Source organism: Phytohabitans kaempferiae (assembly GCF_042433955.1).
GTDB lineage: Bacteria > Actinomycetota > Actinomycetes > Mycobacteriales > Micromonosporaceae > Phytohabitans > Phytohabitans kaempferiae.
This window is the reverse complement of sequence record NZ_JBHLUH010000004.1, coordinates 108,597-133,255: the sequence shown is the minus strand read 5'-3', so window position 1 is coordinate 133,255 and position 24,659 is coordinate 108,597. Positions and strand designations below refer to the sequence as shown.

Sequence of the window (24,659 nt, the reverse complement as noted above, 5' to 3'; positions counted from 1 at the left end):
GGAGTGGTCAGGACCCGGTCGGTGGCTGCACCGGCCAGGCCGGCGCGTCGGCGGGCTCTTCCGGCATCAAGAACCACATCACCGGGTACGCCAGTGCGGCCACGCCCGCGGTGAGCACCGTGGCCGCCGCGAAGACGACCCGCACCAGCACGGGATCGACGTTGAAGTAACGGCCGAGACCGCTCGCCACGCCCGCGATGATGCGGTCGGTGGTGGGCCGCCTGAGCTGCTTGTAGGGAGGGTTTTCGGTCATGGCTCAAGAGTCCTCGCGGGGCGCCGTGACGACCTCGGTGAGCGCCCGGATGCGTACCCTGATACCTCCCCGATGGTCGCTCCTCTGTCTAAAATCTGACTGTCGTCACAGACTTGTCACCTCATTCGGGAAGAATGCCCCCCTGTGACCCCCGCGCTTGAGCCGCTCCGCAGGATCGCGGCCTATGCCGTTGTGTCCGATTCCGACGGGCAGGTGTTGCTTGTGCGCGCCTCGCCACGGTCCGGCACACCCGGAGTGTGGTCGCTGCCCGGCGGCGCTGTCGACCACGGTGAAGACCCCAACCACACCGTCGTGCGGGAGACCGCTGCCGAGACCGGGCTCTCGGTGACGGTGACCGGGCTGCGCGACGTGCTGGCCGACATGCGAGCGCTCCCGCACCGGGGCATCACGATCCACACCGACCGGCTGATCTACGACGTGTCGGTGCGTGGTGGCACGCTCTGCGACCGCGTCGGCCAGCCCACCGACCTGGCCCGCTGGCACACGCTCGACGGGGCCAAAGGGCTGCCGCTGCGCCCGTTCACCGCGAGCGCGCTCGGGCTGCCCGCCGACGGGGTCGACCTGCGCCCCGACGAGGCGCCCGACTTCCCGTCGTTCTACGCGGTGCCCGGTCCCGACGGGCTGCACCGGGCGCAGCGCTTCGCGGCGTACGCGGTGGCCACTGACCCGGCGGGGCGCGTGCTGCTCACCCGGGTCGCCGATGGCTACCCCGGCGCGGGCTGCTGGCACCTGCCCGGCGGCGGCACCGACTACGGCGAGCAGCCCGGCGCCGCGCTGATCCGCGAGCTGCTGGAGGAGACCGGGCAGCGCGGGCGCCTGGTCGAGCTGCTGGGCGTGGCGAGCCACCGCGACGCGGCCTCGCTCGGCCCGGAGGGCTACCCGATCGACTGGCACGGCGTGCGCGCGTTCTACCGAGTGGTGGTGGAGGCGCCGGCCCCGCCGAGCGTGGGCGACGTGGGCGGCTCCACCTCCGAGGCGCGGTGGTTCGGCCGCGACGAGCTGTACGCGCTCGCCGCCCACGAGCTGACCGAGGTGACCGCCGAAGCCATGCGGGCCGCCCAGCTCTAGGCTCCTTCCATGGGGGAGTCACGGCGGATCGCGGCGTACGGGGTGTGTCGCGACAGCCGCGGGGCGGTCCTGCTGGCTCGCGGCTCGTCGACAGCCGACCTTCCGGCGGTCTGGCAGCTACCCGGTGGCGGCATCGACCATGGTGAGCATCCCGCCGACGGGGTGATACGCGAGTTCGGCGAGGAGACCGGGCTGACCGTGGCGGTCACCGGGCTGCGGGCGGTCGTCTCCGACGTGCTCTGGGGCCGGCACACCGACCGCGTGATCTACGACGTGGCCGTGCGCGGCGGGACCCTGCGCGCCGAGCCCGATGGCACCACCGACCTGGCCGAGTGGATCGCGCCGGCGGAGCTGACCGGGCTGTCGCTGATGCCGTTCACGGCCGAGCTGCTGGGGCTGCCCCCGACGCCGGTCACCACGCCGCCGCCGGCACACTTCGCCGTACCGCCGGTGGAGGCGCGACCCACGCGGGGGCAGCGCTTCGCGGCGTACGGCGTCGCCACCGACCCGGCCGGACGGCTGCTGCTCACGGTGATCGCGGAGGGCTACCCGGGCGCGGGGTTGTGGCACCTGCCCGGCGGCGGCACCGACCACGGCGAGCAGCCGGTCGCCGCGCTGCTGCGCGAGTTGGCCGAGGAGACCAACCAGGTCGGGCGGGTCACCGATCTGCTCGACGTGACCCACCTGCACCGGCCGCGGGCGCTCGGACCCGAGGGCTACCCGATCGACTGGCATACCGTGCGAGCCATCTACCGGGTACACGTCGACGCCCCCACCGAGCCGCGCGTGACCGAGGCGGCCGGCGGGTCGACGGCGGGGGTGGCGTGGTTCGCACCCGCCGAGGTGGCCGAGCTGCCACTGACGGATGTGGCGGCGTCCGCCGTGTCGCACGTGTCGGCCGGTTTGGGCAACAGGGGCTAGAATGTGAGGCTGCGTTTCTTCGCGGAGCGTCCCACCAGGGCTCGCTTCGTGAGATCGGCTCGGCTATCGCCAAGCCCCGCGGGACTGTGCGATGGTGTAGGCCGCATGCGACCGGGCGGCCGCCGAGGCGGCGGAGACACCGACCCGGTCATGGAGGGATACGTGCCGAGAGCCCCTTGGCGCAGGCGTCGTGCGACGGACAGTCCGCGCCCTGGAGGGCGTCGCTGGGCAGGGCGTTTGCGCCGCAGCGGCTCTTTCGCCCGGCAGGTGCTGCTGGTGCGGGTCGGCCGCCGGCGTCCGGAGCCCAGTGCCGGCACCACGGTCGTCATGCCTTCGCATTACGACACGGTGCCCGACGACGAGATCGGGTCGCTACTGCCGGTGAGCCCGGCTCCCGCGGGCGCGGCCGTCAACGGTGGTCCCATCCCGCTGCTCCCCGGTGAGCACACCGCCGCGCGGCGGGCCAAGTTTGCCCTCGTCAATGCCTGCACCCTCACCAGCCTCACGCTCGGCCTGCTCGCCATCTTCCTGGCCATGCAGGGCGAGGTGCGGGCCGCCGCCATCTGCCTCGTCGCCTGCGTGGCGTTCGACGGCCTCGATGGCGCGCTCGCCCGGCGGTTCGGCGTGGTCAGCCCTTTCGGCGCGCAGATGGACTCGCTCGCCGACATGTGCTCGTTCGGGCTCGCCGCGCCCGTCGTCGTCTACGCGTCTCTCTCCGGCACCGTGCCGACCCCGGCCGCCGCGGCCGTCTGCGTGCTGGTCGCCGGCTGCGCCGCCATCCGGCTGGCCCGCTTCAACGTCTCGCCGAAGGACGGCCGCTACTTCTGCGGCGTGCCCACCACGATGGTGGCGGCGGCGCTCTCGGTCGGCGTGCTGATCGAGCTTCCACTCTCCGGCGCGGCCAAGGTCGCCGGCGTGGCGCTGCTCGCCTTCGCGATGGTCTCCAGCTTCCCCTACGCCAAGATCGCCCGCCTGATCAAGCTGCCGCCGTGGCTGTGGCTCCTGCCGATCGTGGGCGTGCTGGTCGATCCCCGCCTGACCTTCGCCGCGGTCGTGGTCGGCTACCTGGCCAGCGGCCCGCTCCTCTGGCTCCGCCAGCGCCACGCCTAGCGGATCGTTCCAAAGAGACAGATCCGGGCTACCGCGATGTCCGTCGCGGTCCATGCCGCCGCTCCCGCGGCCTCACCCTCCGCGGTGCGTTGAGCCCGCTTGTCGCGGGCTCACGGCTGTCTCGCTCTGCCTCCCTGGAGGAAACGCCTGGGCGCCCGCCACCAGGAAGCTCGGTCTCGGCGGCGAAGCCGACACGATGACCAGGCAGGGGCGCGGCCGGGTCAGCGCCAGCGGGCGATGACCGACGCGCCGCCGAGCACGCGGTCGCCCGGTGCGACCAGGGGCTCGGCCGCTCCCGCCGGCAGGTAGACGTCGGTGCGGGAGCCGAATCGGATGAGGCCGAAGCGCTCGCCCTTCGCCAGCAGCGCGCCCACCGGCGCGCGCTGCACGATCCGACGGGCGATCAGGCCCGTGCGCTGGGCGACCACCACCGTGCCCCGGGCGCTGTCCAGCACCGTGTACGCCGCGACGTTGTGCTCGGCCTCGGGACGCATCGCCGCCGCGAAGCCGCCGTCGGTCACGAAGTAGTCGACCACGCGGCCGGGGACCGGGGCGCGGTTGACGTGCACGTCGAGTACGGAGAGGAAGACCGCGATCCGCAGGAACTCGTCCGGGCCGAAGCGGTCGTCGCGAACCCGCTCGACGGAGAGCACCTTGCCGTCACTGGCCGCGACGACCGCCGACTCGTCTTCCGGCACGTCGCGCTCCGGGTCGCGGAAGAAGGCGGCCACCGGGGCGGCGGCCAGCGCGGGCACCAGCCACAGCCGCGACTTGGGGCGGGCGACCCGGGCCAGCGCGGCCAGCCCGAGCGCGATGCCGGCGGCGGCCACGCCGTTGGAATCGATGTGCATGGTGCGGGTGATCGGTACGCTCGACGGCCGGTATGCCGGCGCGATCTGGCTGGCCAGCGCCGTGTCGGCTGAGGCGAAGCGCAGCCGGTGCACGCGCAGCGGCGGGTTGTTGCGCACGACGAGGTCGCTGCCGACGCCGAAGAGCGCGGCCTGGCGGTCGAGCTCGCTCGCGGCACCGCCGGTGAGCCCGCTGGAGACCGCGAGCACGCCGCCCTCGACCAGGTACTTGGTCAGCCCTTCGACCGCCGCCCGGGTCTCCTCCGCGGTGCCCTCCAGCGGCTCGGCGGCGATCACCACATCGGCGGGATCGGCCTCGGCGAGGGAGTCGGCGACCCGTACCCGCTCAGCGATCCAGCGGCTCTGGGCCGCGAGATGGTCGCGGAGCGCGCCCACCGCGGTGGCCTCCGCCGGCACGACGGTGAGTGTGTCTCCGGGGAGCAGGCCCTCGATGGCGGCTGTGAGCACTGGCGAGCGTCCGTGCGCGCCGACGAGGAGGCCCCGCTTGGGACCGTTGTGCCGGGCCAGCTCGGCGGCGAGAGTGCGGGCGGCGCGGGCGCCGGTGCGGGTCAGGGTCACGCGCCCAGCATAGGCCGCATCCCTGGACGGATCAGGGCGTCCCGCAGGTCGCTGTGCGCAACCCGCGGGACGCCCTTGGGGAGGGAGGGAAGCGGTGCTCAGCCCGGCGTGCTGTCGCGCCTGCTGGTCTCCGGCGCGCCGCTGACCGGCGGCAGGTACGGCGGCTGCGGACCGGCCAGCAGCTCCCGCACGATGTCGGCGTGCAGCTCGGCGGGGAGGCCGCTCACCGGGGCGAGCGCCGGCTCGGGGGCGGGCGGCTCGGCGGGCGGAGGCGGGTCGCCCTTGCCGGAGCGGAGCGCGCCCATCAGCCCCAGCGCGCCCAGGAAGATCAGCGCGCCGGCCACGAACCAGCCCACGGCCGGCAGCGGCAGGTCGAAGAGCTGGGCGATGAACCACCACGCGGCGATGGAGAGGAAGAGCAGCGCGAACGTCAGGGAGACGCCGTCAGTACGGTGCGGTTTCATGGCCGGTGCACCTCCGCCGTGCCAGCGTTGACCTTGAGCGTGATCGTGATCTTGCCGCCGCCCTCGCCGTCGGCGCCGAGATCGGTCACCGCGCGGGGCGTGGTCTGGAAGCCACTGGACTTGTTGCCGAAGATCAGCGCGTCGCCGGCGTTGACCTCGGCGTTGACGGTGGCGTCGACGTTGGGCGGCAGGATCACCTCGAGGTCGCCGAAGCTCACGTGCACGTTGACGTCCTTGGTCTGGCCGGTGAAGTCCACCTTGGACAGGTCGAGGATCGCGCTGCCGAAGTTGTGCTCGTACCGGTTGGGCATGACCTGCGCGCTCGTAGGCTCCCAGTAGACGTCACTGCCCGAGCTCTCGTACCGCCCGACCTGGCTCTCCGCGATGGTGGAGATGCCGAGCGCGGCCGCGGCGACGAAGCCGAGCGCGATCAGCCACCTCGCCCGCCCGAACCAGGCGCCGACCAGCAGCCCCAGCGAGACGGTGACGAGCACCCCGAAGAAGTACGTGGAGGGCGTGATGCTCACGACGTTGGCCAGGTCGAGCGCCGCCACCAGGCCGAGCGCCACGAAGATCAGCGAGAACGTCGCGGCGCCGAGCGGCGAGCGCTCCTTGGGCGGCTTCGGCGGCTTTGGCGGTGGGGGCGGCGGCGGGCTGAAGCTCGGCGGGTACGGACCGGCGTACGGGCCGTGCGGCGCGAACGGCTGGCGGTAGCCACCGGGCGGCGGCGGTGGCGGAGCCGGCGGGTACGGCGGGCGCCCACCGTGCGGCGGCGGGGGCGGCGGCGGGGACGGACGCATGGGCGGCACCACCGGAGGGGTCGGGGGCACCGGCGGAGGTGCCGAGGACGGGGAGGGAAAGGTGGCGGTGGCCGCGTACGGCCCGGAGGCGGCCGGCTGTGCCGCGGGCGGGCCCGGATGCGGGTAGGACGGAGCGGGCGGCTGCCATGGCCGCCCCGCCCCGAACGGCACCTCACCCCCGCCAGGTGCCGCCGGGGCGGAGCGGCCCGGCTTCCGGTTGAGCAGCAGCGCCCCCCCGATGAGCACAGCGGCGCCCAGCACCACTGCCCGGAAACCGTCCGTAACGATCAGGCCGAACATCACCGCGACCAGGATGCCGAGAACGATCACCAGGACCGGTGACATGCTCGAACGGCCGCGGCCCAGCATCGACTCGACCGGCGAGGCCGTGTCGCCCTCGGCCGGGATGATGAGCCAGGCGGCGAGGTAGACCAGGATGCCGATGCCGCCGAAGAAGCCCAGCACGGCGAGGAGCACTCGCCACAGCACCGGGTCGGTGTTGGTGGCCCGCCCGATCGCCGCGCAGACGCCCGCGAGGTAGCGGCCCTGGCGCGGCCGGACGAGACCGTAGCGCGAGGTGAAGGCGCCCATGCCCAGGTCGCCCATGCCCGGCGGGGGCGGCGGAGGTGTGCTGCCGCCCGGCGGAGGAGGAGGCGGCGGCCCGCCCGCGGCACCTCCCCACGGCGGCCCGCTCGCGCTCCCGCCCGGGGGCGGCGTCGCGGCGCCCACGTCGTGCGGTGCCGGGTCGCCCACGTCGCGCAGGGTCGGCTCGTCGGCCGCGGACCCCACAGGCGTGTCGCGCAGCGTCGGGTCGGCCCGCCACCGGTCGCTCACCGGCACCTCCGCGGTCGGCTCCGCACCGGCCGCCGGCGAACCGGGCGCCGCCGGGCCAGCGGCTGTGGAACCGGCCGCTGTCGAGCCGTCAGTCGCCGAGCTGTCCGCCGTCGAGTCTGGCGCCGAGCCGCCCTCGGCCAGGTCGGCTGTCGGAGCCTCGGCTGCCGTCGAGCCGCCGGTCGCGGAGTCGCCTGGCGCCGCACCCGAAGGCGCGGGCGGCGCGGGAGAGGGCTGGGTCGTGTCGTCGCCCTCCAGCCGGCGGGCCTGGGCACCTTCGTCCGTCATGCGTTCGATCCTCGCCGCTGCCGCACCCGAACAGCCTCAGGAGCCAACCCTGACGCCACCCTGAGATCTTCGGCGCCAATGTCCGGGGCGTCCCCGTGGCCAGCGACATGCCCCGCGTGTGACGATCGGTGAGCAGGCCACCAGCAGCGAGGAGCAGAGCGATCGTCACCGTCGGGACGCAGCAGCCCCGCCTCAGCCGTACACGCGACCAGCGGGTCGTGGCCGGCGTGGCGTCGGGCATCGCGCGCCACCTGGGCATCCCGGCCATGCGGGTGCGTATCGCGTTCGTGGTACTTCTCTCGCTCAGCGGCCTGGGCCTGCTCCTCTACGCGGCGTTCTGGGCGGTGCTGCCCCTCCAGGAGGCGACGGCCGAGGCCCCGCCCCGGCGTAACTTCATGCACCTGCTGCCGTTCGTGGCGATCGGGCTGGGCCTCATCCTGGTCCAGACGCTGGCGTTCGGGTTCGGCGCGCTCGGCGTCACCGGCCTCGCCGGCTGGCTGGTCGCGATCATCGCGGTCGGTGCCGGCATCATCTGGCACGAGTCCGACCCGGAGCGGCGCCGCCAGTGGAGCGAGACGCTGCCGCGCGTGCCGTGGCTGGGCGCGGTGGTAGACGAGAGCGACCGCCGGGCGTTCCTGCTCCGCTTCATCGGCGGCGGCGTGCTGGTCTCGGTCGGCATCATCGGCGTCGTCGCCGTCTACTCCCCGGCGGAAAACTTCGGCGCGGTCGTCAACGGCATCATCTTCGCGCTCGTCGGCCTCGCCGGCGTGGCGGTCGTGGCCGGCCCGGTGCTCTGGCGGACCTACAACCAGCTGCGGGCCGAGCGCGAGGGGCGCATCCGGGAGATGGAGCGGGCCGAGCTGGCCGCGATGGTGCACGACCAGGTGCTGCACACGCTCGCGCTCATCCAGCGCAACGCCGGCGACGTGAAGGCCGTCCAGCGGCTCGCCAGAGGGCAGGAGCGGAGCCTGCGCAACTGGCTGTACCGTCCGGTCGCCTCGCCCACCGAGCGGTTCGCCGCCGCGCTGGAGCAGGTGGCGGCCGAGGTCGAAGATACGTACGCGATCACGGTGGAGACCGTCGTGGTGGGCGACCGGGAGACCGACGAGCGGGTCGGCGCGCTGGTGGCCGCCGCCCGCGAGGCACTGGTCAACGCGGCCCGCCACGCGAAGGTGCAGACCGTCTCCCTCTACGCGGAGGTCGAGCCCGACCAGCTGAGCGTCTTCGTGCGCGACCGGGGCGCGGGATTCGACCCGTCAACCGTAGAGGATCATCGGCATGGCGTCCGAGGATCGATAATCGGGCGGATGCAGCGGCACGGCGGGCGCGCGACGATCATCAGCGAGCCCGGCGACGGCACCGAGGTGCGGCTCTTCCTGCCGACCAGCCGGGAGAGCGTCACCACCGGGAAGGACGGATCATGACCGAGACTGAGCAGCGGCGGCTGCGCGTGTTCCTCGTCGACGACCACGCGATGTTTCGCGCGGGCGTCCGCGCCGAGCTGGGCGTGCACGTCGACGTGGTGGGCGAGGCGAGCACCGTGAGCGAGGCGGTCTCCCGGATCGCCGCGCTCGAGCCCGACGTGGTGTTGCTCGACGTGCACATGCCGGAGGGCGGCGGGCGAGCCGTGCTCGACGCGATGCGCCGCTCCCACCCGCAGGTGCGCTTCCTCGCGCTCTCCGTCTCCGACGCGGCCGAAGACGTGATTGGCCTGATCCGGGCCGGCGCACGTGGCTACGTCACCAAGACCATCTCACCCGACGAGCTGGCCGCGGCGATCCGGCGTGTCGCCGAGGGCGACGCGGTGTTCAGCCCGCGGCTGGCCGGGTTCGTGCTCGACGCGTTCGCCGCGCGGCCGGACGCCCCGGTCGCCGACCCCGAGCTCGACCAGCTCACCAACCGCGAGCGCGAGGTGCTGCGGCTGCTCGCCCGGGGCTACGCCTACAAGGAGATCGCCAAGGAACTCTTCATCTCCATCAAGACGGTGGAGACGCACGTCTCCAATGTGCTCCGCAAGCTCCAGATGTCCAACCGCTACGAGCTGTCCCGCTGGGCCGCCGACCGCCGCCTCGTGTGACCGGGCCGTCACTCCGTCCTTAGCACGGTGAACGCCTCCGCCAGCCGGCCGGCTGGCAGGCCCGCCACCTCGGCCGTGGCGACCATCCGGTCGCGGAGCCAGCCGCCGTCGAGGTCCAGGTGCGCGGTCTGGGAGACGTGCGCGCGCAGTGCCGCGATCTTCCGGGGGTACGCCTCCGTGATGTCCACCGTGTGGTCCGGGTTGGGACCGCCGGAGTACCACACCTCCCGCACGACCCACGGCTCCAGTCCCGCCTCGAACAGCTCGGGATAGGCGAACTTGTTGCGTGAGTCGGGGTAGATCGCGCACGTGGTGGCCTCACCGACCGCGAGGTGGTCGGGGTGGCTCGGGCCGACCAGGCGCTCCCACCGGCGCAGCGGGCTGCTGGTGAGGATGCGGTCGGGGCGGAAGCGGCGGATGGCCGCGGTGATGTCCCGGCGCAGTTCGAGGCTGGGCGTGAGCTGCCCGTCCCGGTAGCCGTCCAGGAAGTCCACCTGCTTGACGCCGATGGCCGCGGCTGCCGCGCGCTGCTCGTTCTCGCGCATGACGGGCATTTGATCTCGTGGCGTGTCGTCGAATCCTCCCGCGTCACCACGGGTCACGATGAGGTACGCCACATCGATGCCGGCGTCCACCCAACCGGCCACGGTGCCGGCCGAACCGAAGTCGACATCGTCGGGATGCGCGAACACAGCTAGTGCGCGCCGAATGTCGGAGAGTGCGGGAGCGGAGGCAGGGAAGGTCACAGCAACCGATGGTACGACGGAGCGGAGGTCGGCCGTTTGTCCGAGAAGCGCCTGGTCAGAGCCTCATGATCTTGGCGAAACATGATCTTTACACAGTATCGGCCGCGTCCCGGCAGAATATCGGGTTGATAACGCTCCTTCACGTTCGTGGGCGGGCGGTGTCACAGTGTCAGCACCTCACCCGCCCCGCACCAGCGCCCAGGAGGCATGGTCATGCACGCAGACGCCGCACCCAAGGCTGTCCGCGATCCACTAGCCTCCCTGGCGTTCCGCGCGTCGGCGGTGGTGACGGCCGAGTTCAGCGGATCATCAAACTGCCAGGCCATCGCGCGTAGAAAGCGATAGCCGGCGGCAGCGTGACGCGCCGCGGACCGTCGGTCCGGCACCGACCCGTAGCTGTGCGAAAAATCTGAGGAACGACAGCAAACCACTCAAGGGAGGCCCTGAGAAATGAGAGTCTCGAAGCGTGCGAGCGCGGTAGCCGCAGTCGCGGCCGTCGCACTCGTCGCGGCAGGCTGCGGCGGCGGAGACGACGACGAGGGTGCGAGCGGCAACGCTGACAAGACCGCCAACGGTGCGATCACCATTTATGGGACGCAGCCGGCAAACCCGCTGGTGCCGAGCAACACCAGTGAGACCGGTGGCGGCGCCATCCTCGACTACATGTGGACTGGTCTGATCAACTACCCGGCTGGCGGCGGCGACGCGGTCAACGCGGTGGCGGAGGCGATCGACACGACCGACTCGCAGACCTACACCATCAAGATCAAGAAGGGCACCAAGTTCCACGACGGCACCGAGGTCAAGGCGAAGAACTTCGTCGACGCCTGGAACTTCGCGGCCTACTCGGAGAACGGCCAGCAGCAGGGCAGCTTCTTCAGCGACATCGAGGGCTACGCCGACGTCCACACCGAGGACCCGGATGGCACCGAGGGTCCGCAGAAGGCGCCGAAGCCCAAGACCGACAAGATGTCCGGTCTGGCGATCGTGGACGACTACACGTTCACCGTCAAGCTGGGTGCGCCCAACTCGATCTTCCCGGTGAAGCTCGGTTACAGCGCGTTCTACCCGATGCCCGACGTGTTCTTCACGCAGGGCCCGGACACCTTCGGTCGCAACCCGATCGGTAACGGCCCGGTCAAGTTCGTCTCCTGGACCGACAACGTCGAGGTCAAGCTGACCCGTTTCGACGACTACACGCTTGACGACAGGGTCAAGATCAAGGACGTCACGGTCAAGCTGTACCAGGAGGACACGGCGGCCTACGCCGACCTGATGGCCAACAACCTCGACTTCCAGCAGCAGGTGCCGGTCTCGGCGCTCGCGGGCGAGAAGTGGAAGTCCGACCTGGGCAGCGGGCGTGCGCTGGACGTGCCGATCCCGGTGCAGCAGATCATCGCGTTCCCGATCTACGACGCGAAGTACAAGAACGCCGACCTCCGCCGGGCCGTCTCGCTGGCGATCAACCGGGAGGAGATCGCCGAGAAGATCTTCTTCAACACCCGTAAGCCCTCCACCAACTGGGCTTCGCCGGGTACCCCGGGCTCCGAGGCGTTCGTCTGCACCACCTGCAAGTTCGCTCCCGACGAGGCCAAGGCCGCGCTCCAGAAGGCGGGTGGCTTCCAGGGCGAGATGGTGCTGTACTACAACGCCGACGCCAGCCACAAGGAGTGGATGGAGGCCGTCGCCAACAGTGTCGCGACCACCCTGGGCATCCAGGTGCGCGCCGAGGGCGTCCCGACCTTCGCGGTCTTCCGTCAGAACATCGACGGTCGCAAGATGCAGCACCCGTACCGTGCCGGCTGGCAGGCTGACTACCCGCACGCTGAAAACTGGCTCGCCCCGCTGTACGTCACGGGCGCCAGCTCCAACGACGGTGAGTACAGCAACCCGCAGGTCGACGCGCTCTACAAGGAGGGCCAGACCGCTCCGGACCAGGCGACGGCGGAGGCGAAGTTCGCCGAGGCCATCAAGATCGTCGACGCTGAGGTGCCGTCGATCCCGATCGTCTCGGTCGCCCAGCAGTCCGGTATCTCCAACCGGATCGCCCCCAGCGTGAAGACCACCTGGGTCGGCGAGATCGACCTCTCCACGGTCGAGCTGCTCTGATCTAGGAGTATCAAAGCCCCTGGGTCCGGCCTACCATCAGACGGTAGGCCGGACCCCGGGGTTCAATCATCGTGACCCGCCGTCAACCCCTCGGTGCGTCGCCCCCAACCATGTTCTGGCGTCAAACACGGCGCCCCCTATGGAGGACCCATGGGCCGTTATGTCCTAAGACGGCTGCTCCAGCTCATCCCCGTCTTCTTCGGGACGACGCTGCTGATCTACTGGCTGGTCTGGTCGGTGCCGGGCGATCCGTTCGCCGGCAAGTGCGGTGAACGTGCCTGCCCAGATACATATGTCCAGTTCATGACTGAGAAGTACCATCTGGACGACCCGCTCCCGGTTCAGTACATCTACTACATGGGTCACCTGCTGACCGGCGACTTCGGGCAGACGTTCGGTGGCCGGAACATCAGCGAGATCATCGCCCAGGCCTACCCCAACACGCTCAAGCTCGCGCTGGTGGGCCTGATCATCGAGGCGGTCATCGGCCTCATCGCGGGCGTCCTGACCGGCCTGCGCCGCAACGGCTTCCTCGACAACCTGGTGCTGGTCTCGACGCTCTTCCTGCTGGCCATCCCCACCTTCGTCAGCGGCTTCCTGCTTCAGTTCGTCCTCGGGACCCAGTTCAGGATCATCAGTCCGACGGTCTCATCCGACGCGCCGTTCCACGAGCTCATCGTCCCCGGCTTCGTGCTCGCCAGCATCTCCATGGCGTACGTGGCCCGGTTGACCCGCACGAGCATCGCGGAAAACTCGCGGGCCGACTACGTGCGCACAGCCGTCGCCAAGGGGCTGCCGCAGCGCCGGGTCGTCGGCGTGCACCTGCTTCGCAACTCGCTGATCCCCGTGATCACCTTCCTCGGCACCGACCTCGGCGCCCTGATGGGCGGTGCGATCGTGACAGAAGGGATCTTTGGGATCAATGGGATTGGCCGCGAGGTTTACCGGGCTATCGTTACCAAGGAAAGCGCGACCGTGGTCGGCATCGTGGTCGTCCTGGTGATGGTGTACCTGTTGATGAACCTCCTGGTCGACCTGCTCTACGCCGCACTCGACCCGAGGATCCGCTATGAGTGACCCCACATCGGGCTCCCTGGTCACCACCCCGCCACCAGAGCAGCCCGGCGTCGTCGCCGACACCGCACCCGCCGGTGCCGGCGCCCCCAAGACCAAGGGGGAAAAGCCACGCGGCCTGCTCGGCGACGCGTGGTACGACCTGCGCCGCAAGCCGCTGTTCTGGGTCTCCGCCGGCTTCATCACGCTCTTCGTGCTGATGGCCGCGCTCCCGTTCCTCTTCACCACCGCCAGCCCCACCGACCCCCTCGGTACCGGCCTGAGTCGTAACCTCGAGAGCCCGAGCGGCGATGCCTGGTTCGGGACCGACATCCAGGGGCGTGACATCTTCGCCCGGACGATCTACGGCGCCCGGGCCTCGATCCTCGTCGCGGTGAGCGCCACGATCGGCACCATCCTGATCGGTGGCACGGTCGGCGTGCTCGCCGGCTTCTGGGGCGGCTGGATCGACGCGCTGCTCTCCCGCGTGGCCGACGTGTTCTTCGGCATCCCGTTCGTGCTCGGCGCGATCGTCATCCTCTTCACGTTCAACCCGCGGGGCGCCGGCTCCAACGAGTGGAAGATCATGGGTCTGGTGATCCTGGCGCTCTGCGTGCTCACCTGGCCGGTCTCCATGCGGATCATGAGGTCCAGCGTGCTCGCGGCCAAACAGGCGGACTACGTCGTCGCCGCCCGCGCGCTCGGCGCCAGCAACACCCGGATCATCTTCAAGCACCTGATCCCCAACTGCCTCGCCCCGGTGCTGGTGTACGCCACGATCCTGGTCGGCGCGTTCATCGGTGCGGAGGCCACGCTCTCCTTCCTCGGCGTGGGTCTCCAGTCGCCGGTCGTGTCGTGGGGCGTCATGATCAGTGACTCTCAGCAGTACATCCGGGTCGCGCCGTACTGGCTGCTGTTCCCATCGGCGTTCCTCGTCACCGCGGTGCTGAGCTTCGTGATGCTCGGCGAGGCGGTCCGCGAGGCCCTCGACCCGAAGCTGCGGTAGGAGACACCGTGTCCAACGTCTACGTAGCCGACCAGCCCGAGGCCGCGCACGCGGGACGGCCGAGCGGCCGACTCCTCGAGGTCGAAGACCTCCGCGTGGAGTTCCGCACACGGGATGGCGTCGCCAAGGTCATCAACGGCGTGACCTACCACGTCGACGCCGGTGAGACGCTCGCCGTACTCGGTGAGTCCGGCTCCGGCAAGAGCGTGACCGCCCAGACCATCATGGGCATCCTGGACAGCCCGCCCGGTTTCGTGACCGGGGGCGAGATCCGCTTCCACGGCAAAGACATGCTCAAGATGTCCACCGAGGAGCGGCGCCGCATCCGGGCCGAGGGCATCGCGATGGTCTTCCAGGACGCGCTCTCGGCGCTCAACCCGCTCTTCACGGTGGGCTTCCAGATCGCCGAGCAGTTCCGGATCCGGCGCGGGATGAGCCGCGGCGACGCCAAGAAGCGCGCCGCCGAGATGCTCGACCTGGTCAAGATCCCCAACGCGAAGCAGCGGGTGAACGAGTACCCGCACCAGTTCTCCGGCGGAATGCGGCAGCGCGTCATGATCGCGATGTCGCTGGCGCTCGACCCAGAGGTGCTGATCGCCGACGAGCCCACCACGGCTCTCGACGTGACCGTGCAGGCGCAGATCATGGACCTGCTCGCCGACCTCCAGCGCGAGCGGCAGATGGGCCTGATCCTGATCACGCACGACCTCGGTGTCGTGGCCGACGTGGCAGACCGGATCGCGGTCATGTACGCCGGTCGCATCGTCGAAGAGGCCAACGTCCACGAGCTTTACGCGAAGCCGGCCCATCCGTACACGATCGGGCTGCTGGAGTCGATCCCGCGAATCGATGAGAAGGGACAGCAGCTCCGGACCATCCGCGGGCTCCCGCCGAGCCTGATCAACATCCCGTCCGGCTGCCCGTTCCATCCGCGCTGCCCCATGGCGCAGGCGGTCTGCCCGGAGAAGCTGCCGCCGCTGCTGCGGCTCGGCTCCACTCGGGCCAGCGCCTGCCACTTCGCCGAGGAGCTTGTGAAACGTGACTGAGTCGATCCTCGAGGTCCGCGACCTCGTCAAGTACTACCCAGTCACCCGCGGCGTGGTGTTCAAGAAGACGATCGGCCACGTCCAGGCGGTCGACGGTGTCACGTTCGACCTGCACAAGGGCGAGACGCTGGGCATCGTTGGCGAGTCGGGCTGTGGCAAGTCGACGCTGGCCAAGGTGCTGATGCACCTGGAAAAGCCGACAAGCGGCAGCGTGACCTTCAACGGGCAGGACATCTACAAGCTGGGCGCGACCGGCCTGCGCCGGTTGCGCCGCAACATCCAGCTGGTGATGCAGGACCCGTACACGTCGCTCAACCCCCGGATGACCGTCGGCGACCTCATCGGTGAGCCGTACGAGATCCATCCGGAGGTAGCGCCCAAGGCCAGCCGGCGGCAGAAGGTGCAGGAGTTGCTGGAGGTGGTCGGGCTCAACCCCGAGCACATCAACCGCTACCCGCACCAGTTCTCCGGCGGCCAGCGGCAGCGCATCGGCATCGCCCGCGCGTTGGCGCTGCGCCCCGAGATCATCGTGTGTGACGAGCCGGTGAGCGCGCTGGACGTGTCGATCCAGGCCCAGGTGATGAACCTGCTGGAGAAGCTCCAGGACGAGTTCGGCCTGTCGTACATCTTCATCGCGCACGACCTCTCGGTGGTGCGGCACCTCTCCGACCGCGTCGCGGTGATGTACCTCGGCAAGATCGTCGAGATCGGCACCGAAGACGAGATCTACGAGCGGCCGACTCATCCGTACACGCAGGCGTTGCTCTCCGCGGTGCCGGTGCCCGACCCCAACAGCCGGCAGAACAAGGCCATCATCCGGCTGACCGGCGACGTGCCGAGCCCGACCAACCCACCGTCCGGCTGCCGCTTCCGCACCCGCTGCTGGAAGGCGGAGGAGGTCTGCGCCCGCGACGTACCTCTGCTCGAGATCCGCGGCGGATCCGACCACCCGAGCGCCTGCCACTTCGCTGAAGAGCGCGAGATCGTGGTGTCGCACGAGGCGGGCGCGTTGACGGACCTGCCCACGCGCACGCTCTGAGGTCTTCTGGGGTCAGCGTGACCCGCCTGACGCGGTTCACCTGGCCCCGGAAACCTGATTTGGGCTACCGCGATGCCCGTCGCGATCCGGACCGCCGCTCCCGCGGCCTCGCTCTCCGCGTCCACACGACCCCGCCAGCCGGCGCGGTCGCCCGTGAAGGCTCGGGTCGGGGCGGGTCGTGAACCGCGGCGGGTGAGGCCGCGGGAGCGGCGGCCTGGACCACGACGCACGTCGCGGTAGCCCAGATCTCTGTCTCGCGACAGCTCGTCTAGAGGGGGCCGCGGCCGGCGCGGAGGATCAGCAGGGCGAGCTGCGTGCCGTCGGCGCCGAGGGCGGAGCGGAAGCGGTCGACGATCTCGCGCTCGCGAGACAGGACCAGGCGCGTGCCGCCGGAGGCGAGGCGGGTCGCCCCGACCCGCTGGGAGAGGCTGGCGCGCTCCTGCCAGAGGGCGATCAGCGCGTTGTCGATCTCGTCGATGCGCTCGCGCATGCCGAGGATGCTCTCCGCCGCGTCCGGGGCTTCCGTGCCGGTGTCGCCGCTGCCGCTGGCCGGTGTGCCAGGCTGTTCCGCCACGTCGGTGGCCATGGGGTACTCCCTGAGTTGTTTCGGGCACCTGAGCCCAGAGCGCCAAAAAGCCCCGGGCTCCAGGAGCCCGGGGCTTTGGTAGGTCTTGTGATCAGGCGCGACCCACGGCTGCCGGACTCCCGGAGCCGTAGCTAAAGTAGCGCCGCACCTGCTGGATCACGCGGTGAAGTATGCCAGCCACCTCGGGCGACGTGCAAGGAGGGACCCCGCGACGCGAGGCCCCTCCTGTCTGGTTTCAGCCCCGTTTGGTGATCCGGTTCTGCGGGCCGGGCGCCACCGGGGTGCCCGCCCCCAGGTACGCCACGAGCGCGTCGATGTCGAACCCGGGCGCCGTGGCCCGGTCCGTGCCGGCGGTGAGGTGGGTGAAGCCGTCGCCACCGTTGGCCAGGAAGTCGTTCGTCGTGACGCGGTACGTGGCCGCCGGGTCGATCGGCGTGCCGTCGAGCGCGAGGTCGCTCACCTTCGAGCCGGCCGGCTGGGTCGAGTCGTACGAGTACGTGAAGCCGGCCGACACCTGCAGGATGCGCTGGGTCGTCTGCCCGCCGAAGCCGACGAACTGCTGCTCCAACACGTCCTTGAGCTGGGCCCCCGTGAACGTCTGGGTGACCACCAGGTTGTTGAACGGCTGCACGGTGAAGCACTCGCCGTACGTGACGTCGCCGGGCGCCTCGCCACCGGGCGAGTTGGCGAACGTCATCGACGCCCGGATGCCGCCCGGGTTCATCAGGGCGATCTGGGCGTTCGCGGCCGCCGTGTACGCGAGTTGGGCGTCGGCGATCACATCACCGAGCGCGCTCTCGCCGGCGGCGTTCGCGATGCTGGTGATGTCGGCCGTGATCTTGCCGACAACCCGGTTGGCGATCGGGGCGACCGCGGTGCGGTACTTGTCGGCGATCTTCTTGGCGCTCGCGTCGACCAGGGCGGGGTTGCGCACGAACGCGCCGTTGGCGTCGGTCTGCCAGCTGCCGTCCGGGTTGCGCACGCCGTTCTCCACGATCACGTTGCGCGCGGCGATCTCGGTGAACTTGCCGCTCCGCTTGTCGAGGGTGAAGTCGATGTCGGTCACCAGTACGCCGTTGCTGCCGGCGCTGGTCACCACCGTCGGCGTACCCGCGGAGTTGGGCAGCTGGCACGAGTAGAAGCGGTGCGTGTGCCCGGAGACCACGATGCCGAACTCGGGGCGCAGCCCGGCCACGATGTTGGTGATCGGACCGGCGAAGTTGGCGCAGCCGTCGACCGGCTGGGGGTTGGGCGGTGCCGCCTGCGCGCCGCCCTCGTGGATGAGCAGCACCATCGACTTGATTCCGGCGAGGCGAAGCAGGGCGCCCCACTTGTTGGCGGACTCGATCTCGTCGCGGAACTCGACGCTGGTGATGCCCGACGGGTTGACGATCGAGGGTGTGCCCTTGAGCGTCATGCCCACGAAGCCCACCGGCACACCGTCGACGATGCGGATGTCGACCGGGAGCATCAGCGGCAGTCCGGTCCTCTTCTGCACTACGTTGGCGGCGAGGTAGTTGAACTTCGCGCCCTTGAAGCCGTCGCCGTCCTGGCAGCCGTCGACCGGATGGCAGCCGCCGCGCTGGAGGCGGCGAAGCTCGTCTGTCCCCTCGTCGAACTCGTGGTTACCCACCGAGCTGATCTGGAGGCCGGCGTTGTTGAGCAGCTCGATCGAGGGCTCGTCGTGGAACGCCGCGCTGACCAGCGGCGTGGCGCCCACCAGGTCGCCGGCCCCGACGGTGACCGACTCGCGCCGCTCGGCCTTGGCCTCGGCGCGCAGCTTCTTGACCCAGGTCGTCAGGTATTCGACACCGCCGGCCGGCGTGCCGTTGACCAGGCCACCGCTGCCGGTGGGCGGGTCGATCGCACCGTGGAAGTCGTTGAAGCCCAGCAGGTTGCCCTTGGCGGCTTTGGCGCCCTTGCCGTGGCCGGCCAGCTCGTACGACACGGAAACCGGTGACATGGGGGTCCAGGCGTCGGCGGCCTGGTCAGACTCGGCGGAGTCGGGAGAACTGAACGGCACGGTCGCGACAACGGCCAGCGCGAGAGCGGGTACGGCGAGGTTACGCAGCACCGCCCAGCCGCGCGAGCGCGGTGGAGTCATGGTGTCTCTCCCTAATGTGCATATGCGCATGTGCGAGTACGACAGAGCCATCGTTCTCGTCGGGGCATGGTCGCACCAGACCCGCTGGGTGACGGTTTTGTAGCCATCCGGCGCGCGGGCCGGTTCGTGTCTTTCCGCGATGGTCATGTCACGGGCGCGCGACGCGACCACCGGCGCCCGAAAACGTCGGCGCCCCGGCATAGACTCGCTGTGCGATGCATGCTCTCTTCGACACCCCGTCCCGTCCGGAGACCCCGTCCCGTCCGGAGGCTCAGCCGGGCGTCCCGGCCGGCGGCGATGCCGCCCATGAGCCGGATGCGCAGGTCAAACGCCCCCGGCGGCCCCGACTCGACCCGGAAAAGCTGTTGGAAGGGCTCAACGGACCGCAGCGTGACGCGGTGGTCCACAGCGGCTCACCACTGCTGATCGTGGCGGGCGCGGGCTCCGGCAAGACCCGTGTGCTGACCAACCGGATCGCCTACCTGCTGGCCGCCCGCGACGTCCACCCCGGCCAGATCATCGCCATCACCTTCACCAACAAGGCCGCCGGCGAGATGAAGGAGCGGGTCGCCGCGCTGGTCGGGGGCCGGGCCCGGCTGATGTGGGTCTCGACGTTCCACTCCGCCTGCGTGCGCATCCTGCGGGCCGAGCACGAGCACGCCGGGCTCAAGTCGACGTTCTCCATCTACGACGCCGACGACTCGCGGCGGCTGATGCAGATGGTCGCCCGCGAGCTCGACCTCGACCCCAAGCGCTATCCGGCGCGCGGCCTCGCCCACCAGGTCTCCAACCTGAAAAACGAGCTGGTCGACCCGGAGAGCTTCGCCAGTCGCGCCAAGGGGCCCAACGAGCGGGCCATCTCCGAGGCTTACACGCTCTACCAGCGCCGCCTCAAGGAGGCCCACGCGCTCGACTTCGACGACCTCATCATGACCACCGTCCACTTGCTCCAGTCGCATCCGCACGTGGCGGAGACCTACCGGCGGCGGTTCCGGCATGTGCTCGTCGACGAATACCAGGACACCAACCACGCGCAGTATGTGTTGATCAAGGAGCTGGTCTCGGGCACGCCCGGCTTGGAGCCCGCGGAGCTGTGCGTGGTCGGTGACGCCGACCAGTCGATCTACGCGTTCCGGGGCGCCACGATCCGCAACATCCTGGAGTTCGAGCGCGACTTCACCGACGCGCGCACCATCCTGCTGGAGCAGAATTACCGTTCCACGCAGACCATCCTCAACGCGGCCAACGCGGTCATCGACCGCAACACCTCCCGCAAGCCGAAGCGGCTCTGGAGCGAGGAGGGGCAGGGCGAGCAGATCGTCGGATACGTCGCCGACACCGAGCACGCCGAGGCCGACTGGGTCGCCCGCGAGATCGACCGGCTGTGCGACGCCAGCGAGGCCCGCCCCGGCGACGTGGCGGTCTTCTACCGCACCAACGCTCAGTCCCGCGTGTTCGAAGAGGTGTTCATCCGCGTCGGCCTGCCCTACAAGGTGGTCGGCGGCGTGCGCTTCTACGAGCGCAAGGAGGTCCGCGACGCGCTGGCCTACCTGCGCGCGATCGTCAACGACGACGACACGGTCAGCATCCGCCGCATCCTCAACACGCCGCGGCGGGGGATCGGCGACCGTGCCGAGGCGTGTGTCGAGGCACTCTCCAGCCGCGACCGCATCTCGTTCGGCGCCGCACTGCGTCGAGCGTCAGAGGCGCCGGGCATCTCGACCCGCGCGGCCAACGGCATCGCCGACTTCGTCGCGCTCCTCGACAGCGTGCGCGAGCTGGCCGAGACCGCCCCGCCCGAAGAGGTGCTGGAGGCGGTGCTCCAGCGCTCGGGATACCTCGCCGAGCTGGAGGAGAGCCTCGACCCGCAAGATGCCGGCCGCGTGGAAAACCTCCAGGAGCTGGTGAGCGTCGCCCGGGAGTACACCGAGCGCGCCGAGGTCCAGGCGGAGGAGGGCGGCGCTGGCGCTGACTCGCCGGCCTCCCGGCCGGAGGGCGCTGACTCGCCGGCCTCCCGGCCGGAAGGCGCAACCTTAGCCGGCTTCCTGGAGCAGGTCGCGCTCGTCGCCGACGCCGACCAGGTGCCCTCCGACGATCCCGAGCACCAGGGCGTGGTCACGCTGATGACGCTGCACACCGCCAAGGGCCTGGAGTTTCCGGTGGTGTTCCTGACCGGGCTCGAAGACGGCGTCTTCCCCCACCTGCGGTCGCTGGGCGACACGCGCGAGCTGGAAGAGGAGCGGCGCCTCGCCTACGTGGGCATCACCCGAGCCCGCCAGCGCCTCTATCTCTCCCGGGCGATGACGAGGGGCGCGTGGGGCCAGCCGCAGTACAACCCGGCGTCCCGCTTCCTGGCCGAGCTTCCGGGCGAGCTGGTGCGGTGGGAGCGCACCGACGCGGCGTACACGTCCTGGTCGGGCACGGGCGGCGGCATCGGCGGCCGGTCGACGGGCGCCCCGAGCCGGGGCACCTTCACCGGCGGCACCGCCAAGGCGTCGCGCCTGGCCGAGCGGCTGGGCGTCGACGGCGCCAAGCTCGCGACCGCCAGCGACCTGCCTCAGGTGCCGAGCGTCGCCGCCGGCGACCGCATCACTCACCAGCGCTACGGCATGGGACGCGTCCTGGAGGTTGAGGGCTACGGCGCGCGGGCGCAGGCCAAGGTCGACTTCGGCGACCAGGTGATGTGGATCGTCCTGCGCCACGCACCGATCCAGAAGCTCTGATCCTGGCGCACCGCACCGCACGCCACCGTCGCGCCGTGGCACCTGCCCCAACCCGGACGGGTCGACAGCGGCGCCGGCCGGGCAGGGCGTGTGGACGCGGAGGGCGAGGCCGCGGGAGCGGCGGTCTCGACCGCGACGGACATCGCGGCAGCCCACATGGGTCGCCGGCCCGGGCCGCGAGAGGGCCGAGTCGCCGGCGGGGACGCGGCCGGCGACTCGGCTCTCTGACCTTGCGCTAGCAGCCGAGGTTGACGCCGCGGGCGCGCATCCACGGTGCGGGGTTGAGCTGGTTCCACAGCCCGTTGTGCACCTCGAAGTGCAGGTGCGGGCCGGTGGAGTCGCCCGTGGATCCCTCGTAGCCGATGGCCTGGCCGGCCTTCACCTTCTGGCCGGGCTGCACGATTGTCCGCGACTGGTGGGCGTAGTGGGTCTGGAAGCCGTTGCCGTGGTCGATCATCACGGAGATGCCGTACCCGGCGTACATCCAACCGGCGGCGACGACCGTACCCGCGCCGGCGGCGTGGATCGGCGTGCCCGCGTCGGCGGCGAGGTCGATCCCGGCGTGCAGTGTGCCCCAGCGCTGCCCGTAGCAGGACGTGACCTGGCCGCCCGGCATCGGATTGACCCACGCGGGAGCGGCCTTGGGCTTGGCGGTCGTCGCCTTGGGGGCGGGAGGCGTCGTCTCCTCCTTCTTCGGCTGTTCCGGGACGGCCTCGCCGGCGGGCGCCTGCTTGGCCTCCGGTGACGTGGTCGGTGGCGCGGGCTCTGCCCGCTCGGCGCGGTTCGCGCGGTCGGCGGCGTCGGCCCGCGCCTCCTGGTCCGCGGCGACCGCGAGCGTGGTGGCGGGCTCCGGGTCGTCGCCGCCGGTAACCGCCGCGGATACGGCGGCGACGGGCAGGCCGAGCAGCACGACCGCGGCCGGTACGACGAAGCGAGCGCGACCGGTGAGCAGGGTGCGGACCCGGTGCCGGATGACCTCCGGGCCGCGGGGGCGGCGGGGGGTCGGTTCTTGGGGGGACGTGCTCTGCACGGGGTGACCTCCGTGGTTTGTCGGACCGGCAAATGCTTGTTTGCCGGCCGTTCACCACGGGAACGGGTAGAGAGGCCATCGACAGAGGTTCTCCGGAGAGCGAGCGGCTTTGCCCGAATTTGTGGTCCACTAACCGGTAGCTCCGGCGGGCGGTGCCGTGACCTGGCTCACAGTCGCTGCTGTGACGAGGGAAACTTTGCCTGCTCAGCGGCATGAAAAAACCGCCCATGCCGGCAGGCACGGGCGGTCGGAAGGACAATACGCAGGGTCAGGAGGCCGCTACGTCACCGTAAATTGCTTCGACTTGTAGCTTGATGTCCGCTCCGCGGTCACGGAACCACGGGATGGGGTCGCGTGGCTCGCCGTTGACATGCACCTCGAGATGCAGGTGGCTGCCGTAGGCGTGGCCCGTGCTGCCCACGAACCCGAGGGTGTCGCCCGCCTTGACCTGCTGGCCGGCCTTGACCGCGACCTGCGACGAGTGGCCGTAGATGGTCTCGATGCCGTTGCCGTGGTCGATGATCACCGCGTTGCCGTAGCCGCCGTAGTAGCCGGCCAGCTTCACGGTGCCGCCGTGGACCGCGCGGTAGGGCGTGCCCTCGGCCGCCGCCAGGTCGATGCCGGCGTGGAGCTGGCCCCAGCGCATGCCGTAGGCCGAGGTGAAGTCGTAGCCGTGAAGGGGGAGCAGCCAGACGTCGTCGGTGGCGGCCTGTGCCGCCGTGTCGCTGCGGCCGTCGCGGGATGCGCGATCGGCATCCTCCGCGCGGTCGGCGAGGTCCTGCTGCATCGAGGTCTGGTCGAGGTCGGCGATGGCCGAAGGGTCGACGGTCTTCGCGTCTGGCAACGCGCCCGCGCCCAGCGCCACGATGCCGGCGCCGACGAAGGCGGTCGTCACCACTGCCGCGTAGCGGCTGCGAGGGGGTGTGGGGACGCGTCGTCGACCGCGATAACGGTCGGGCTCAGACGACAAGCGCTGGCGCACGCACATCCTCCGTGATCCGTCAGGTTGGCGGCGATGAGCGTCTCGAATCGAGGGGGTGAAACGCTCCGTTGCCGCGTTGTCAGCCCGTGGGGGCCGGGATGACAACCGTGGGCCACGGTAACGAAGCCCCAGGCGTGTCACAAGCCGAACAGGCAAATTCGCTACAGAACCTCGTACTGTCCGTTGTGGAATGCCGGAATTCGTTACTATTTGTGAGCCCACTCGTTAGTAGCGTTCAGTCACATCGAATAATACTGATAGTCATGTGATCCGTTCAACAGCCGGAAATGCTTGCCCTCCTTTGATGACGGTCGGGAAGCCGTTTGGGGGCGTGGGGAGGGGCGGAGGGTTTCCGCTCCGCGCCTACAGGGTTACCGTTCGTTCATGTGAGCGGCGCGGTCGTGTGGAAGGTGCGGTGCAGATGAGTTCTCGGATACGGGTCGTCGTGGCCAAGCCAGGTCTGGATGGGCACGACCGTGGTGCGAAGGTCGTCGCGCGGGCGCTGCGCGACGCGGGCATGGAGGTCGTCTACACGGGGCTGCACCAGACGCCGGAGCAGATCGTGGAGACCGCCATCCAGGAGGACGCCGACGCTGTCGGCCTGTCGGTCCTCTCCGGTGCGCACATGACGCTCTTCCGGCGTCTGCTGGAGTTGCTCGCCGAGCGGGGCGCCGCCGACATCGTCGTCTTCGGTGGCGGCATCATTCCGGACGCCGACATTCCGGAGCTGGAGCGACTCGGTGTGGCGAAGATATTCACGCCGGGTGCGACAACGCAGTCCATCGTCGAATGGGTACGGGCGAACGTCACGCAGCCAGTGGGATAGCATCACGCACCGTTGTCGGTTTGATGCTCCACACTGGACAGAATCAGTAAAAGGGAGAGGCCGGACGCACCCCTCACACGTCCGGCCTCTCTATGCACGATGCCCCGCCGCCACCCCTCGACCGACAGGGCATCGGCCGTCTTCGTCCT

Annotated in this window: 21 protein-coding genes; 12 read left to right on the top strand and 9 right to left on the bottom strand. The window is 70.4% G+C overall.

Annotation, left to right across the window (positions count from 1 at the left end):
* Positions 1–7: 7 nt before the first annotated feature.
* Entirely contained in the window at positions 8–253 is a 246-nt protein-coding gene (locus tag ACFFIA_RS01695) for a PspC domain-containing protein (RefSeq protein WP_377244189.1), read from the bottom strand.
* Positions 254–397: 144 nt separating this feature from the next.
* On the opposite strand from ACFFIA_RS01695, the gene ACFFIA_RS01690 reads away from it, so the two are divergent.
* The 3 genes from ACFFIA_RS01690 to ACFFIA_RS01680 all read left to right on the top strand — a co-directional run bounded on the left by ACFFIA_RS01690 (position 398) and on the right by ACFFIA_RS01680 (position 3,373).
* Entirely contained in the window at positions 398–1,342 is a 945-nt protein-coding gene (locus ACFFIA_RS01690) for an NUDIX domain-containing protein (protein ID WP_377244186.1), read from the top strand.
* Between the two features lie 9 nt (positions 1,343–1,351).
* Positions 1,352–2,263, top strand: a complete 912-nt coding sequence (locus ACFFIA_RS01685) for an NUDIX hydrolase (RefSeq protein ID WP_377244183.1) — start codon at positions 1,352–1,354, stop codon at positions 2,261–2,263.
* A gap of 237 nt (positions 2,264–2,500) precedes the next feature.
* Positions 2,501–3,373: a CDP-alcohol phosphatidyltransferase family protein gene (locus ACFFIA_RS01680; RefSeq protein WP_377244180.1), complete on the top strand. Its 873-nt coding sequence runs from the start codon at positions 2,501–2,503 to the stop codon at positions 3,371–3,373.
* A 221-nt stretch (positions 3,374–3,594) separates the two neighbouring features.
* Here ACFFIA_RS01680 and ACFFIA_RS01675 read toward each other — a convergent pair whose 3' ends face one another.
* The 3 genes from ACFFIA_RS01675 to ACFFIA_RS01665 form a co-directional block, all read right to left on the bottom strand.
* Positions 3,595–4,800: a phosphatidylserine decarboxylase gene (locus ACFFIA_RS01675; protein ID WP_377244177.1), complete on the bottom strand. Its 1,206-nt coding sequence runs from the start codon at positions 4,798–4,800 to the stop codon at positions 3,595–3,597.
* A gap of 98 nt (positions 4,801–4,898) precedes the next feature.
* Complete coding sequence (locus ACFFIA_RS01670; protein ID WP_377244174.1) at positions 4,899–5,264, bottom strand: hypothetical protein; 366 nt, start codon at positions 5,262–5,264, stop codon at positions 4,899–4,901.
* Entirely contained in the window at positions 5,261–6,817 is a 1,557-nt protein-coding gene (locus tag ACFFIA_RS01665; RefSeq protein ID WP_377245645.1) for a PspC domain-containing protein, read from the bottom strand. Before ACFFIA_RS01665 ends, ACFFIA_RS01670 begins: the two co-directional genes overlap by 4 nt.
* 527 nt (positions 6,818–7,344) lie before the next feature.
* Here ACFFIA_RS01665 and ACFFIA_RS01660 point away from each other — a divergent pair.
* Entirely contained in the window at positions 7,345–8,607 is a 1,263-nt protein-coding gene (locus ACFFIA_RS01660; RefSeq protein ID WP_377245642.1) for an ATP-binding protein, read from the top strand.
* On the top strand, positions 8,604–9,260 hold the full coding sequence (locus tag ACFFIA_RS01655) for a response regulator (protein WP_377244171.1): 657 nt from the start codon (positions 8,604–8,606) through the stop codon (positions 9,258–9,260). The genes ACFFIA_RS01660 and ACFFIA_RS01655 overlap by 4 nt, the downstream gene beginning before the upstream one ends.
* An 8-nt stretch (positions 9,261–9,268) precedes the next feature.
* Here the strand turns inward: ACFFIA_RS01655 and ACFFIA_RS01650 are convergent, their stop codons facing one another.
* Positions 9,269–10,006, bottom strand: coding sequence for a PIG-L deacetylase family protein (locus tag ACFFIA_RS01650; protein WP_377244168.1), 738 nt, complete (start codon positions 10,004–10,006; stop codon positions 9,269–9,271).
* Between the two features lie 450 nt (positions 10,007–10,456).
* On the opposite strand from ACFFIA_RS01650, the gene ACFFIA_RS01645 reads away from it, so the two are divergent.
* The 5 genes from ACFFIA_RS01645 (at position 10,457) to ACFFIA_RS01625 (ending at position 16,259) form a co-directional block, all read left to right on the top strand.
* Positions 10,457–12,115, top strand: coding sequence for a peptide ABC transporter substrate-binding protein (locus ACFFIA_RS01645; RefSeq protein WP_377244165.1), 1,659 nt, complete (start codon positions 10,457–10,459; stop codon positions 12,113–12,115).
* A 150-nt stretch (positions 12,116–12,265) separates the two neighbouring features.
* Positions 12,266–13,192, top strand: a complete 927-nt coding sequence (locus tag ACFFIA_RS01640) for an ABC transporter permease (protein WP_377244162.1) — start codon at positions 12,266–12,268, stop codon at positions 13,190–13,192.
* Positions 13,185–14,174: an ABC transporter permease gene (locus tag ACFFIA_RS01635; RefSeq protein WP_377244159.1), complete on the top strand. Its 990-nt coding sequence runs from the start codon at positions 13,185–13,187 to the stop codon at positions 14,172–14,174. The genes ACFFIA_RS01640 and ACFFIA_RS01635 overlap by 8 nt, the downstream gene beginning before the upstream one ends.
* A gap of 8 nt (positions 14,175–14,182) precedes the next feature.
* On the top strand, positions 14,183–15,220 hold the full coding sequence (locus ACFFIA_RS01630; RefSeq protein ID WP_377244156.1) for an ABC transporter ATP-binding protein: 1,038 nt from the start codon (positions 14,183–14,185) through the stop codon (positions 15,218–15,220).
* Entirely contained in the window at positions 15,213–16,259 is a 1,047-nt protein-coding gene (locus ACFFIA_RS01625) for an ABC transporter ATP-binding protein (protein WP_377244153.1), read from the top strand. Before ACFFIA_RS01630 ends, ACFFIA_RS01625 begins: the two co-directional genes overlap by 8 nt.
* A 268-nt stretch (positions 16,260–16,527) precedes the next feature.
* Here ACFFIA_RS01625 and ACFFIA_RS01620 read toward each other — a convergent pair whose 3' ends face one another.
* Positions 16,528–16,845: a chorismate mutase gene (locus tag ACFFIA_RS01620; RefSeq protein WP_377244150.1), complete on the bottom strand. Its 318-nt coding sequence runs from the start codon at positions 16,843–16,845 to the stop codon at positions 16,528–16,530.
* A gap of 235 nt (positions 16,846–17,080) precedes the next feature.
* On the bottom strand, positions 17,081–18,949 hold the full coding sequence (locus tag ACFFIA_RS01615) for a bifunctional metallophosphatase/5'-nucleotidase (RefSeq protein ID WP_377244147.1): 1,869 nt from the start codon (positions 18,947–18,949) through the stop codon (positions 17,081–17,083).
* Between the two features lie 215 nt (positions 18,950–19,164).
* Here ACFFIA_RS01615 and ACFFIA_RS01610 point away from each other — a divergent pair, with 215 nt between their 5' ends.
* Positions 19,165–21,672 (top strand): UvrD-helicase domain-containing protein, encoded by a 2,508-nt coding sequence (locus ACFFIA_RS01610; RefSeq protein WP_377244144.1) that lies wholly within the window; start codon positions 19,165–19,167, stop codon positions 21,670–21,672.
* Positions 21,673–21,907: 235 nt separating this feature from the next.
* Here the strand turns inward: ACFFIA_RS01610 and ACFFIA_RS01605 are convergent, their stop codons facing one another.
* Both ACFFIA_RS01605 and ACFFIA_RS01600 read right to left on the bottom strand, forming a co-directional pair.
* Entirely contained in the window at positions 21,908–22,702 is a 795-nt protein-coding gene (locus ACFFIA_RS01605) for a M23 family metallopeptidase (protein ID WP_377244141.1), read from the bottom strand.
* A gap of 268 nt (positions 22,703–22,970) precedes the next feature.
* Complete coding sequence (locus ACFFIA_RS01600) at positions 22,971–23,684, bottom strand: M23 family metallopeptidase (protein ID WP_377244138.1); 714 nt, start codon at positions 23,682–23,684, stop codon at positions 22,971–22,973.
* Between the two features lie 421 nt (positions 23,685–24,105).
* On the opposite strand from ACFFIA_RS01600, the gene icmB reads away from it, so the two are divergent.
* Positions 24,106–24,510, top strand: a complete 405-nt coding sequence (gene icmB, locus ACFFIA_RS01595; RefSeq protein ID WP_377244135.1) for a coenzyme B12-dependent isobutyryl CoA mutase small subunit — start codon at positions 24,106–24,108, stop codon at positions 24,508–24,510.
* Positions 24,511–24,659: the final 149 nt, after the last annotated feature.

Bases quoted from the DNA above. Each gene is read 5' to 3' on its own strand.
- ACFFIA_RS01695 (WP_377244189.1), bottom strand. From the start codon at position 253: ATGACCGAAAACCCTCCCTACAAGCAGCTCAGGCGGCCCACCACCGAC.
- ACFFIA_RS01685 (WP_377244183.1), top strand. From the start codon at position 1,352: ATGGGGGAGTCACGGCGGATCGCGGCGTACGGGGTGTGTCGCGACAGC.
- ACFFIA_RS01670 (WP_377244174.1), bottom strand. From the start codon at position 5,264: ATGAAACCGCACCGTACTGACGGCGTCTCCCTGACGTTCGCGCTGCTC.
- ACFFIA_RS01655 (WP_377244171.1), top strand. From the start codon at position 8,604: ATGACCGAGACTGAGCAGCGGCGGCTGCGCGTGTTCCTCGTCGACGAC.
- ACFFIA_RS01645 (WP_377244165.1), top strand. From the start codon at position 10,457: ATGAGAGTCTCGAAGCGTGCGAGCGCGGTAGCCGCAGTCGCGGCCGTC.
- ACFFIA_RS01640 (WP_377244162.1), top strand. From the start codon at position 12,266: ATGGGCCGTTATGTCCTAAGACGGCTGCTCCAGCTCATCCCCGTCTTC.
- ACFFIA_RS01635 (WP_377244159.1), top strand. From the start codon at position 13,185: ATGAGTGACCCCACATCGGGCTCCCTGGTCACCACCCCGCCACCAGAG.
- ACFFIA_RS01620 (WP_377244150.1), bottom strand. From the start codon at position 16,845: ATGGCCACCGACGTGGCGGAACAGCCTGGCACACCGGCCAGCGGCAGC.
- ACFFIA_RS01615 (WP_377244147.1), bottom strand. From the start codon at position 18,949: ATGACTCCACCGCGCTCGCGCGGCTGGGCGGTGCTGCGTAACCTCGCC.
- ACFFIA_RS01610 (WP_377244144.1), top strand. From the start codon at position 19,165: ATGCATGCTCTCTTCGACACCCCGTCCCGTCCGGAGACCCCGTCCCGT.
- icmB (WP_377244135.1), top strand. From the start codon at position 24,106: ATGAGTTCTCGGATACGGGTCGTCGTGGCCAAGCCAGGTCTGGATGGG.